This is a genomic window from Pseudoalteromonas sp. Z1A2, from assembly GCF_011378755.1.
Taxonomy (GTDB): Bacteria; Pseudomonadota; Gammaproteobacteria; order Enterobacterales; family Alteromonadaceae; genus Pseudoalteromonas; species Pseudoalteromonas distincta.
The window spans coordinates 280,387-292,963 of the sequence record NZ_WTKX01000003.1 but is presented as its reverse complement, the minus strand read 5'-3'; the positions used below and the strand labels follow the sequence as shown (position 1 = coordinate 292,963).

Sequence of the window (12,577 nt, the reverse complement as noted above, 5' to 3'; positions counted from 1 at the left end):
GGCGTTTAATAATGTTATTGGACAAAATTAGATTTCTACTCAAAGCACTAGAATAAATTTAACTTTTCCAATGACCGCTGTTCGCTCATTGTTGCCTGTCAGGTTAAGTCTAGTGAAATAGATTGCATTGCATAATTAAAGTTTTTATATTGTTCGGCAATATTTTATTTGGTGCTAATAAAGCACTGCGTGCAAAGGAAAGCATGTGAATTATAAAAAAATGTACTATCCAGTTAAGGCGCTTGCTGTTTTATCTTTAGTTGCTGTTGCTATTAAGTACTGGATGCCAACTGAAATTGGCTTTGCGTTTATGCTGTTGCCTTATTTGCTTCTATATTTTTTAGCTAACGCTAAAAACTATAAAAATAAACGGCTCATTTTTATTAGAATTATAGCTGCATTATGTACTATTACTTTAGCGCCAGTACTTGTCTTTGGTATTGAACCTGACCCTCAAGCTGGGATTGGTATTATGTTTTTGCTGATAATGCAGCTAGCTGCAATTAGTGCCTCTGAATTTATTATATTATTCTTTTATATTGATAATGATTAAAAAGCAAACTGCTCATTTACAGTTATTACTGTTTAGTTGCTTTGTGGTTTGAACTTAGTAAAGACTAAGCTCTTCTGTAATCTAATTTTAAAGTTAAAAAAACCTAAAAGCGGTTACCCACTTTTAGGTTTTTTAATGTATTAGTATTTAAAGCTAAATTAGCTATTGATCATAATACATTTGATATTCACAAATTCGCGCATACCAAAGCCGCCGTGCTCTCGGCCGTAGCCACTTTCTTTAACACCACCAAACGGTAGGTTAGGTTGTGCTAAACCGTAGCCGTTAATATTGATCATGCCGGTGTCAAAGTACTTTTTAGCAAGCTCAATGGCTTTTTTCTCATCTTTAGAGAAAATACCGCCGCCTAAACCGTAGCGAGAGTCGTTAGCGATTCGCATTGCATCGTCGTTGTCTTTGGCTTTAATAAGCGAAGCTACTGGGCCAAATAATTCGTCGTCATAGGCTGGCATACCAGGGGCTAAGTTATCTAGTAGAGTAGGTGGGTAGTAATAGCCCGTTTGCGAAGGGATTTCGCCGCCCGTTACTATGTTTGCACCTGCTTTAACTGATTCCATTACTTGGTCGTGAATGCCGTCGCGTAAATCTTCACGTGCCATTGGGCCTAAGTCTGTATCGTCAGCCATTGGGTCGCCCATTTTCATGGCTTCAAATTGCTCTTTAATTTGCGCTTTAAAGTCATCGTAAAGTGACTCTACAACAACGAAACGTTTAGCTGAAACACACGTTTCACCGTTATTGATCATGCGCCCGGTTAAACAGGTTTTAACTGCAAGCTCTAGGTCTGCGTCATCAAGTACCAAGTAAGCGTCGTTACTACCAAGCTCTAACACTGTTTTCTTAACGTATTTACCTGCTTCTTCTGCTACTTTTTTACCTGTCGCATCACTACCGGTAAAGGTTACGCCGCTAATTGCTTTGTGCGAAATTAAAGAACTGGCTGTTTTGCCGTCGATAAGTAGATTGTTAAAGCAATACTCTGGGAAACCAGCTTGTTTAAATAGCTCTTCTATTTTTTCAGCCATGCCAAATACATTACCAGCATGCTTTAATACGGTTGTGTTACCCGCCATGATGTTAGCAGCACTGTAGCGAATTACCTGATAAAGCGGAAAGTTCCATGGTTGAATGCCTAATAGTACACCTGTTGGTTGGTAGCTGATAATTGCGCGGCCGCCGTCCATATCACGTTCTTCGTCAGCAAGTACTTGTGGGCCTTGTTCGGCTGTATAACGACAAATTCCTGCACATAGTTCAACTTCTTGAAAGCCTTGCTCGTAAACTTTACCCATTTCTTCGGTCATGAGTTTTGCAATAGCTTCTTTTTGATCTTCAAAGAGTGAGGCTAACTTATTAAGGTATTTTGCACGTTCAGTGAATGACGTTAATCGCCATTTTAAATATGTTTCGTGAGATTTTTCGATTACCTGTTCTGCTTCCTTTTGAGAAAGTAGTGTATAGGTTTCAATGGTTTGCTCAGTTGCGGGATTAATCGTTTTAACTGTGTTACTCATTTCTATCTCCTTACAAATTTAGTTATTTAAAAGGTGCAAGGCTAGAGCCAGTTTTTATAAAAAGTTGATTTTGTTTTTATCCATCTGATTTTATTAATTAAATTTATATTTTTGCTGAAGGAGGATTTTTTAAATATAAAAATTGAGGTGCTCGAGGTAGTAAAATATTCTGGGCGTTGCAAAATTTACAACACCCTCTGGGGCAAACACAGAGCTTTATATTAGCTCCTTTGCAATGCGCTTTAATAAATAAGTTTCTCGTAAAATAGAAAGCCCTTGTTTTTCACTGTTAGCAATGGTGCGCTCGTTATGTGCAATTGCGTCGTTAATATCAACCCATTTAGCTGTCATGCCATTTTGCTGCTCGTAATGCTCTAACTGCGCTTTGCCAAACTCGTCGGCAATACTACATACAAAGCAATACGATTTAATATGAATAATATCAAAATCGTCTTTATACCAAGGGCGATACTCTTCATAGAGTCCAAAGGCTTTAACTACACTTATTTGTTGTGCACCGGTTTCCTCGCTTAGTTCGCGAATTAAGCCTTGCTCAATACTTTCGCCGTCATCTACTCCACCGCCGGGTAGGCTGTAGTCTTCATAACGGTTTGTATACATTAAAAGTATTTTATTATTTTTAATTACAATAGCGCGAGCTGTTAAGCGTGTAAATTGAGTACCTTGGTCAATATTAATACCTGAATGTATTAAGGTTTTTAATTGCTGCATTTCGTCTCCTTTTTTAGGTTTTTAATAATAATAGTTGCTACCATTCTATAAATAGAAACGATTTTAATTATTAATCATAATTTATGATCGATTTTTTTCAGCATACGTAAATATTAGGTTGGTAACATTAATAGCATTTAATCGCTTAAGTTTATTTTAAAAATTAGATTCTGGGCGCACCTTTAAATTAATATCTAGGTTGCGTAGAATAAGGAAAAAGCATAGGGATTTATCATGTTAGACATACTTTTAGTAGATGACGACGTTGAATTTAGTGACGTTGTTTGCCACATAGTCGAATTCCTCGGCCACAATATAAGCACAGCTACCAGTTTAAAAGAAGCACATCAATGGTTTGAAAATAATGCCTTTGATCATGTGCTGCTTGATTTTATGCTGCCTGATGGTAGCGGTTTGCACTTACTTGATCACTTAAAAACGATTGGGCAATCTCCAAAAATTACACTTATTTCGGGCCATCCTTCAGTTAAAGGTATTTTAGCTGATATGTGTGAGCCAAATGTAGGGCATTTATTAAAACCATTACAACGTGAAGATTTAGAACTCGTTTTAAATGGCCCTAAAAAAGCAGTTAAAAAAGCAAAGTCGAGCGGTATTGTACGCCACTTTGGCGGTTTAATTGGTGAATCTGAGCCAATGCAAAAGCTTTACAACATGATTGAACGCGTAGCTAAAACAAATGCTAACGTGATGCTTATGGGTGAAAGTGGTGCAGGTAAAGAAGTAGTGGCTCAAGCTATTCATAACGCAAGCCAGTGCGAAGGGCCATTAGTTGCTAGCAACTGTGGCGCACTTTCAAAAGAGTTAATTGGTAGTGAGTTATTTGGCCACGAAAAAGGCGCATTTACAGGCGCAATTGCACGTAAAGAAGGTGTATTTGAGCAATCAAATAACGGTACTTTGTTTTTAGATGAAGTAACTGAAATGCCAATTGATATGCAGCCAAATTTACTGCGAGTGCTTGAAACTAAAAAGGTAACACGCGTAGGTGGTAACAGAGAAATACCAACCAATTGCCGTGTTATTTCAGCTACTAACCGCTCGCTTACCGATTTGGCACAAAATAATGTTATTCGTGAAGATATCTACTTTAGGTTGGCTGTTTTTCCTATTGATATACCGCCACTTCGCGATAGAAAAGAAGATGTACCTTTATTAGCGAAAGCCTTTTTAGATCAACTTAATGACGAAAACGGCACTGCCTTTAGTTGGACTGCCGCACAGCTCAAAGAGCTGCAAAGCTATGAATGGCCGGGTAATGTGCGAGAGCTCCGCCATGCTATACACCGTGCATTTATTATGAGCGACCCACAAACCAGCGACATTATTTTACCTGATAACTTAGAGTCACCCTTTTCGCGCGTTAATAATCAAGCTGCCGAAAAGCCTGTACCAGCAGGGCAAACAATTGAAGAAGTTGAAAAAGAACTTATTCATGCAACGCTTGATAAGGTGCAAGGTAATAAAACGCTTGCTGCACAAATGCTTGGTATTAGTACTAAAACACTTTATAACCGCCTTAATGCATATGGCGGTATTGGCGAATATAAATAGATTTGAGGAAGGGCATGACATCCGATAACCAAACAGAGCAACTCAATAAATTAGTACACGATGCAAGAGGGCCGCTAAATCGTATTTCGATGAATGCTGAGCTGATTAAATTGGTACTTGAAAACGATATGCCAAAAGAAAAAGCGTTAGATGCACTTGATAAAATTATCAATAATTGCCAACAGTGCAGCGAAAGTTTGCAAAAAATAACTGACTCTCAATAAATATTAAGTGTTGTATAAACGCTAATTCGGGAAGCTAAATGAGCAAACAAGAACATCAAGGGAAAGCGAATATTACTTGGGCAGCTTTTATAGTTGTTGTGTTGAGTATTATTGTGGGTAACGCATTTTTAGCATTGAATACGATTCAAGGTTTAACACAAACCCAAAAAAGTTTAGACAACACTAATATGCTGACAACAGCAATTGAGCAACTACATTTGTCAATAGTGCAGGCTGAATCAGGCCAGCGTGGCTATTTATTAACAGAAGAGACTGACTATTTAACGCCGTACTACGATGCTGTAGGCCAAATTGAAGCGCAGACAGATCATGTTAAGTCGTTGCACTCTGAAATTGACGGTCAGGCTGAGCGTATTGCTCAGTTGCTTGTACTTGTCGATAGCAAAATTAAAGAGCTGAAGCAAACTGTAAACCTGGCACTTGATGATAGAGAAAGGCGTGCATTGTATGTGTTAAATACACATAAAGGCAGGGAGCTTTATAAGCAAATTAGAGAGTATGTTAATGAAATTCAAGACCGTGAATTACTCTTTAAAGTGAGCCATTTTTCAAAGTTAGCGCAAATTAAGAATGAAGCTAAAATCACGTTTGCTATTACAGCAGTCACAAGCATATTACTTATTATAGGTATGTTTGTAATGACGCGGCTTAATTTAAGAAATGCGGCACGGTATCGCTTTGAGCTTGAAAAACAAAACGAAACATTAGCAACTAAAGTGTCTGAGCGTACACAAGAGCTAACGTTGTATTCTGATGAACTGAGCCGAAGTAACCGAGAGCTTGAGGAGTTTGCTTTTGTTGCAAGTCATGATTTACAAGAGCCTCTTAGAAAAATTCAAGCCTTTAGTGACCGTCTCGAAACCATGTTTAAAGATGAGCTTGGTGAAAAAGGGATTGATTATATTGGACGCATGAAAAATGCAGCGCAACGCATGTCTAATTTAATAAACGACTTACTAGAGTTTTCACGTATTACCACCCGCGGTAAAGATTTTGATGATACAAATTTAAACGACGTTGTAACCGATATACTCAGTGATTTAGAAATTGCCATAGGCGAGTCTAATACACAAGTTGATGTAGAGGATTTACCAGTTATTCAGGCTGATAAGAGCCAAATGCAGCAGTTGTTTTTAAACTTGTTGTCGAATGCTGTTAAATTTAGACGCCCAGATGTAAGTCCACATATAAAAATCAGTTACCAGCATGAAGACATTTTTAGCGAGGATCATAATGCTAATTTAAGCTTTCAAGTTATTACTATAGAAGATAACGGTATTGGTTTTTCACAAGACTATGCCGATAAAATATTTGTACCGTTTCAACGTTTGCACGGTCGCTCACAATATAAAGGCACAGGTATTGGCCTTTCTGTATGTAGGCGTATTGTGGAGCGCCACGGCGGAACAATTACAGCCCAAAGTAAAGACGGTGAAGGTGCAACCTTCATTATAAAACTACCTGTGGAAGCTGAGCTTTTCACATTGCAAGGAGAGGCTTAAATGCCCTATTCAAAAGTAAAACCTATTACTATTTTAATGGCAGACGATGATGAAGATGATCGTTTGTTAACACAAGATGCCCTTGCCGAAAGCCGTGTACTTAACGAGCTTCATTTTGTAGAAGACGGCGTTGAGTTACTTGAATATTTAGAACGTAAAGGTAAGTTTGAAGATAAAACAGTGTCGCCGCGACCAGGATTAATATTACTTGATCTAAATATGCCAAGAATGGATGGCCGTGAAGCGCTTGAAGCTATAAAAGGGAACCCTAATTTAAAGGGAATTCCGGTCGTTATTTTAACTACATCTAAGCAAGAAGAAGATATGGTTAAAGGGTATAACTTAGGTGCTGCATCTTATATTACAAAACCAGTGACGTTTGATGGTTTGGTTGATTTGATGAAAACGCTAGGAAAATACTGGGTAGAGTTTGTAGAGCTACCGACAACATTTAACGATTAATGGAGATTGTATGTTAGATAAAGTGACTCAGTTGCTGCTTGTAGAAGACGATGAAGATGATTATATACTCACCTGCGACTATCTGGACCAATTGGATTCACACACGTTTAACATTCAATGGATAAGCTCCCCAGAGCAGGCAATTGCAACGCTTAGTAAAAATGAGCACGACATTTGCCTGCTTGATTACCGCTTGGGTGCATCTAATGGTTTAGATGTATTAAAAGAGGCCATTGCGAATGGCTTTAGCGGCCCAATTATTATGCTTACCGGGCAGTCAAACGATGAGTTAGACTCGGCAGCGCTTGACGCCGGTGCAGTAGATTACTTAATAAAAACAGAAATGAGTTCGAGCCGTTTTGCACGTGCTATTCGTTATGCACTTGCTCGTAAAGATGTTGAAGGCGAGCGAGTTGAACGTTTAAAAGCCGAAGCTGAAAATCGTTCAAAAGACCGCTTTTTAGCTCATTTGAGCCATGAATTAAGAACCCCTCTATCATCTATTTTAGGTTACACCGAATTATTAATGCAGAGCGATTTTAGTCAGCAAGCAGAAAATGAATTGGGTGTTATTTATCGAAATGGTAAACATTTATTGAGCTTGTTAAACGACGTGCTCGATTTATCTAAAATAGCGGCCGATAAACTCGAACTGACCTTAAGCGAAGTTAACCTTGATAGCATGCTTGCCGATGTATACACCTTAATGCGTGTATCGGTGCTTGATAAAGGCCTTACACTGCGTTTTGAATCTCAACAGCCATTGCCCTTAGTTGCACGACTGGATGCAACAAGAGTTCGCCAAATTTTAATAAACTTAATAAACAATGCGGTTAAATTTACCGATAAAGGCGAAATTGTTGTTAATGCGTGGACGCAGTGGGTTGATGATCGTGAAATGCTATTTTTTAGCATTAAAGATTCAGGCATGGGCATTGCCCCTGAAAAACAAGAACTAATATTTAAGCCATTTGAGCAGATAGCCGATGTGGAATCACGCTCTGTAGGTGGTGCAGGCCTTGGCTTGGCAATATGTGCTGAGTTGTTAGCGCGTATGCACGGTAATATTAGTTTGCACTCTGAAATTGGCAAGGGTGCTACATTTACGATTTCGGTGTATCCAGGTGATATTAGCGAAGTAGAACGACAAGTACTTAATTTTAGCAGCGTTCCACAACTACAAAGTAAATCGGCCCCATGCAAAGTGCATGGGCGAGTATTAGTAGTTGATGATTTACGTGATTTACGCATGTTAGTAGGGCATATGATCAGTACCTGTGGTGCGCGCGTAGATTACGCCGAACATGGGCAGCAAGCACTTGAAAAAGTGCGTATTGCAGATGCGTATAAAGCGCCTTACGATATTATTTTTATTGATATTCATATGCCTGTAATGGGCGGCAAGGAAGCTACCATAGAGCTTAGAAAAATGGGTTACAAAGGCCCAATAATCGCGCTCACTGCCGCTACTATGAAAGGCATACATGAGGAGCTTGCTGCACTTGGCTTTAACGATGTAATACCAAAACCTGTTGATAGCGCGGCTTTATATCAATGTTTGCAAGATTATTTGGTAGCGCCAGAGCATGCACCGCAAGCTAAAGATATAAATTGTAGTAAGGGCTTAACCGAGAAAAAGCAGCGCTTTTTACTTGTTGAAGACGATCACGATGCAGCGCAAATTACGCAGCTACTTTTAGAAAGTCTAGGCGTTGAAACCGTCATTGCGTCTAGCTGCGCACAATGTTTGCAAATACTTAATCACGACCAGCAATTTAATAAGGTATTGTTAGACATGCATTTACCTGATGGGCGTGGCATTGATTTAGGCCAGCAAGTTAATGAGCGATATCCAGAGCTACGCTTGGTGATTGTAAGTGGCGCAGAGCCAGATCCTAAAGAAATAAAAGATTTAAATATTGACCGAGTTTTACTTAAACCTATTAATTTGAGCTTACTTGAAACGCTTATTAGCTAGGGCCTGTTTATCTTTCGAGGTTAAATTTGCCAGTATGTTTGGTATTTAGGCAAGGCAGAGCCTGTGTAGTGTGGTTATTACCCATAAATAGGCGATAACGTAGCACAAATGCCAAACACGCGCTGCCCGAAGGGTTCTGCCCAGGGGCTATATACTCTTTGTTGCCTACATGGATTTAGGTAAGGGGCGTGAGCAGGACGCGGAAGCTTTGCTCGGTTTTTACTTATTCTTACAGGGATGTAAGTCAGTAGAATAACGCAGGAGCAGTTACCGAGCCACTAGGTTACAAATCTCGCGCCGCGATTAAATAGCCCCTAGATTGAACAAATTTTAATCCTGAAAGGTCAACAGGTCCAATAACTGAGACATTATTTATATGCATTCAATAAAGTTAGTATCTGAAGAATTAACACCATCAAAAGTAGTGTGTGTTGGCCGTAACTATACCGCACACATTGCAGAGCTAAATAACGAAACGCCAGACAAAATGGTATTATTTAACAAACCAAATAGTGCAATTACTAATACGTTATTTGCGGCTCATAACGGCGATACGCTGCATTATGAAACCGAGCTATGTTTTGTAGTTAAAAATAAAAAATTTGTAGGGGTTGGACTCGGCCTTGATTTAACTAAGCGTACTGTGCAAAGTAAATTAAAAAATAAAGGACTTCCATGGGAGCGCGCAAAAGCGTTCGACGGCTCTGTTATTTTAACTGATTTTGTAGCGCTAACAGAGACAATGAAGCACTTTACTTTTGAACTTAAAATTAATAATGAAGTAATTCAGCGAGGCGATACTCATTTTATGCTGCATAATCCGGACTCAATTTTACAAGAAATTAGTGAATTTATGAGCTTAGAAGATGGTGATGTAGTAATGACAGGCACACCGTCGGGCGTAGGCGAGGTAACACCTAAAAGTATTTTTGCTGTGGCACTTTATGCTAATGATCAGTGCTTGCTTGAGCATCAGTGGCAAGTAAGTAAAAATTAATAACTTGCTGTTGGTAGTGTTTATCAAAGTCGGCAAAGGTAATTTTAAGCCAATTATGCTGACTTTGTTGATACTCAGGCGATTGTAGTACATTATTTTTTAGCGCGCGGTTAATTTTTTTAAGCGCTTGCTGTGCAAAATTATTAGGTGCGTTAGCCGCACAACCTATTGCTCCTCGTATAAATTGAATGTCATTTTCTGCAATTGGTACACTCTCTATATTCGTATATTCTCCTTGTTTATTAAAGTAATCGGCCATAAACGGGTAATCAATTGAGTAGTCTAAAAAGCCGTGACTCAAGCGTGCTATAACAGCCTGACTTTCATTTTCGCTACTCCAACTTAACGACGACTCTTTATCTCGTTTTGTGTTTTCAATAATTGTATTAATTTTAGTTGTAAATTTACGTGCAGCAGCTTGCCCGTATACGTATTGCGGGTCGGTTAATAAATTAATAAGGTGAATAGGCGAGCCGTGCTTTTCTTCTAATTGCGGCTTTAGATCTTTAGTCGTGATAATTGAAAATGGGGGATATACCGTTGTTGGATTTGAGTAGTTAAGTAGTTGGTTATTATGTTTTTTATAAATAACACACGGGAAGCATACGTTTTTTCCTTCACTTAAATATTTATTTATACGCTGCTGAGGGACAATTAAGCGGGTATGTTTTACACCTGTTATTGTTCTAATGAGTTGCTCGGTTAGGTTGTCGCAAATACCGCCTTGTGGTGCACTTTCGCTTTTAGCTATATGAAAAGGGGGCGTGTAACTTTGCAGCCAAATAATTTCTTCTAGAGGCTGTAATTTTTGTTCAACAGCATGCGCGTTAAATACAATTAATAGACAAAATGCATAGTATCCGTTTCTCAGCATTGATAAGTGTTCGTTGAATTAAGAAAACTTAATTAAAGTATAGTGTTGGTTGTAGTAGGGTCAAATATTTTAGTTAAAAGCAGCCTTGTTCAAGGCTGCTTTTAACTGGTACATGCTTAATAAGGCATAGGATAGTTTTTAAATATAGTGTTAATCTCACTAAGAATTTCGTCGCTTAACGTGATGTTAAATGCATCAATATCTTCTTTTAATTGGGCTATGCTTGTTGCACCAATAATTGAAGAGGTTACGCCATCTACTTGGTTACACCATGCGAGTGCTAGTTGTGCTGGAGTAATATTGTTTGCATGAGCCAGCTCAACATACTGCTTAGTGGCTTGCTCTGCATTGGGTGTATCTCTAAAAATACCGTTGCGCTGCATGAAGGTCCAACGAGATCCTTCTGGGCGAGCACCGTTTAGGTATTTACCCGTTAATAAACCGGCTGCTAAGGGCGACCACGGTAAGTAGGCAATATCTTCGTGTACACATTGTTCTATTAAATACGGCCAGTCTTTAGCGTGCGCTAAACTAAACTCATTTTGAATAGATACCATACGCGGTAAGTTATGCTCTTTGGCCAAACTTAAAAACTGGCTTATACCCCATGGCGTATCGTCAGATAAACCGCAGTGCTTAATTTTACCTGCTTTAACACATTCATTAAGGCCCTCTAGAATATCAAGCATACTAGCTTGCTGCTCTTGTGTATTTACGTCGGTAAATTTAAGAGTGCCGGGCCATTGTCTGCCAAAGTGCGGGGTAGAGCGGTTTGGCCAATGCAGCTGATATAAATCAATGTAGTCGGTTTTAAGGCGCTTAAGTGAATCGTCTACGGCTTCTATTACCGTTTGGCGCGTAATATTGCCACCATCACGTACCCACGATAATCCATTGCCTGCAATTTTTGTAGCAAGTACCACATCGCTGCGCTTTTGCTGATTACGCGATAGCCAATCGCCAATAATTTCCTCAGTTTTTCCATATGTCTCTGGAGAGGGCGGTACTGCATACATTTCGGCTGTATCAATAAAGTTTACGCCTTGCTCTAGCGCGTAGGCTATTTGTTCATCAGCATCGCTTTGAGTATTTTGTTTACCCCAAGTCATACTGCCTAAACATACTCTTGAAACTTTAATACCACTGCTGCCAAGTGGGCTGTATTGCATGAGAATTCCTTATTGCTCGTCTTGAGAGTAGCTAACTAACGCCGATAAAAGAGGCTCTGCAATGAGGGCTTTTTGGCCTGTTTCAAAATCAAACATAACCACTTTTGAAGTGCCTGTTGTTGTTATAGCGTTTTGTGCGTGACTAAATACGGTGTAATTCATAACAAATCGGTCTGTTTTTATATCAGAAATAGTAACACCGACTGTAAGCGTATCTGGGAATGTAACTGGGCGTTTATAACGAATGTTATTTTCGCTTATTACCGGGCCCACGCCATTAGGGCTTATTGTATCGAACAGATTTATTTTATTTAAGAAGTCGATTCGGGCTATTTCAAAGTAACGTAAATACACTACATTATTTACGTGTTGTAGTGCATCCATATCAGCCCACGCTACGGTGATGTCAGTATGGATAGGGTGCTGATCTTTAAACGTTTGCATTATTTATTGGCCCTTAATTTTAAAGTACTTAGATTATCAACATGGGGTTACGAGCTCAAGGTAATTAATGGCAAGTTTTTTTATAAGATGATTGTACCTATTTAATTTTAGGTCTACAGTTAAATTGCACAGACAAACACAAAAACACACAGAGGTAGAAATATGCAGAACATAATTAACTGGTCCTTAGCTTGTTTGGTTTTTATAGCCTCTTTTACCTGTTACGCAATGGGTAACGAATCAGGCGCTATTATTTTGATGTTAGCGGGGTTTTTTTTCGAGGTTATGTTTTGGTTGCGCGGTTATAAAGAGCAAGAAGGTAATAAGCGCTTTTTTTAATCGCTAACTAGGGCCTGTTGACCTTTCAGGATTAAAATTTGTTCAATCTAGGGGCTATTTAATCGCGGCGCGAGGTTTGTGACCTAGTGGGCTAAGTAAAAACCGAGCAACAAAGAGTAAATTGCCCCTAGGCAGAACCCTTCGGGCAGCGTATGTTTGGCATTTGTGCTAC

Annotated in this window: 12 protein-coding genes; 7 read left to right on the top strand and 5 right to left on the bottom strand. The window is 39.1% G+C overall.

The features are described 5' to 3' along the window. The first annotated feature begins 205 nt into the window (after window positions 1–205). Complete coding sequence (locus GQR47_RS04245) at window positions 206–553, top strand: hypothetical protein (protein ID WP_154903468.1); 348 nt, start codon at window positions 206–208, stop codon at window positions 551–553. Between the two features lie 158 nt (window positions 554–711). Here GQR47_RS04245 and GQR47_RS04240 read toward each other — a convergent pair whose 3' ends face one another. Together GQR47_RS04240 and GQR47_RS04235 are read right to left on the bottom strand one after the other, a co-directional pair. After that, entirely contained in the window at window positions 712–2,088 is a 1,377-nt protein-coding gene (locus GQR47_RS04240; protein WP_154903469.1) for an NAD-dependent succinate-semialdehyde dehydrogenase, read from the bottom strand. Between the two features lie 216 nt (window positions 2,089–2,304). Then, window positions 2,305–2,820: an NUDIX hydrolase gene (locus GQR47_RS04235; protein WP_039485087.1), complete on the bottom strand. Its 516-nt coding sequence runs from the start codon at window positions 2,818–2,820 to the stop codon at window positions 2,305–2,307. A 234-nt stretch (window positions 2,821–3,054) separates the two neighbouring features. On the opposite strand from GQR47_RS04235, the gene GQR47_RS04230 reads away from it, so the two are divergent. From GQR47_RS04230 to GQR47_RS04205, 6 genes are all read left to right on the top strand, one after another. After that, the gene (locus tag GQR47_RS04230; RefSeq protein ID WP_165723580.1) at window positions 3,055–4,395 is read left to right on the top strand and encodes a sigma-54 dependent transcriptional regulator; all 1,341 of its coding nucleotides are present in this window, start codon (window positions 3,055–3,057) and stop codon (window positions 4,393–4,395) included. A 14-nt stretch (window positions 4,396–4,409) separates the two neighbouring features. Beyond that, a complete protein-coding gene (locus tag GQR47_RS04225) occupies window positions 4,410–4,619 on the top strand; it encodes a histidine kinase dimerization/phospho-acceptor domain-containing protein (protein WP_165723579.1) in 210 nt (69 codons plus the stop codon). Between the two features lie 38 nt (window positions 4,620–4,657). Then, window positions 4,658–6,142 carry a sensor histidine kinase gene (locus GQR47_RS04220; RefSeq protein WP_165723578.1) on the top strand — a complete coding sequence of 495 codons (1,485 nt, stop codon included), beginning with the start codon at window positions 4,658–4,660 and terminating at the stop codon, window positions 6,140–6,142. Next, window positions 6,143–6,604, top strand: coding sequence for a response regulator (locus tag GQR47_RS04215; protein ID WP_002958089.1), 462 nt, complete (start codon window positions 6,143–6,145; stop codon window positions 6,602–6,604). A gap of 10 nt (window positions 6,605–6,614) precedes the next feature. Continuing rightward, window positions 6,615–8,582 carry a response regulator gene (locus GQR47_RS04210; RefSeq protein WP_002958090.1) on the top strand — a complete coding sequence of 656 codons (1,968 nt, stop codon included), beginning with the start codon at window positions 6,615–6,617 and terminating at the stop codon, window positions 8,580–8,582. A gap of 376 nt (window positions 8,583–8,958) precedes the next feature. Continuing rightward, the gene (locus GQR47_RS04205) at window positions 8,959–9,579 is read left to right on the top strand and encodes a fumarylacetoacetate hydrolase family protein (RefSeq protein ID WP_002958091.1); all 621 of its coding nucleotides are present in this window, start codon (window positions 8,959–8,961) and stop codon (window positions 9,577–9,579) included. On the opposite strand, the gene GQR47_RS04200 is transcribed toward GQR47_RS04205, so the two are convergent. The 3 genes from GQR47_RS04200 to GQR47_RS04190 all read right to left on the bottom strand — a co-directional run bounded on the left by GQR47_RS04200 (window position 9,530) and on the right by GQR47_RS04190 (window position 12,066). Beyond that, window positions 9,530–10,453: an ABC transporter substrate-binding protein gene (locus GQR47_RS04200; protein WP_165723577.1), complete on the bottom strand. Its 924-nt coding sequence runs from the start codon at window positions 10,451–10,453 to the stop codon at window positions 9,530–9,532. The genes GQR47_RS04205 and GQR47_RS04200 overlap by 50 nt on opposite strands. A 116-nt stretch (window positions 10,454–10,569) precedes the next feature. Continuing rightward, on the bottom strand, window positions 10,570–11,622 hold the full coding sequence (locus GQR47_RS04195; protein WP_024604348.1) for an aldo/keto reductase: 1,053 nt from the start codon (window positions 11,620–11,622) through the stop codon (window positions 10,570–10,572). 9 nt (window positions 11,623–11,631) lie between these two features. Next, window positions 11,632–12,066, bottom strand: coding sequence for a thioesterase family protein (locus GQR47_RS04190; RefSeq protein ID WP_010553137.1), 435 nt, complete (start codon window positions 12,064–12,066; stop codon window positions 11,632–11,634). Window positions 12,067–12,577: the final 511 nt, after the last annotated feature.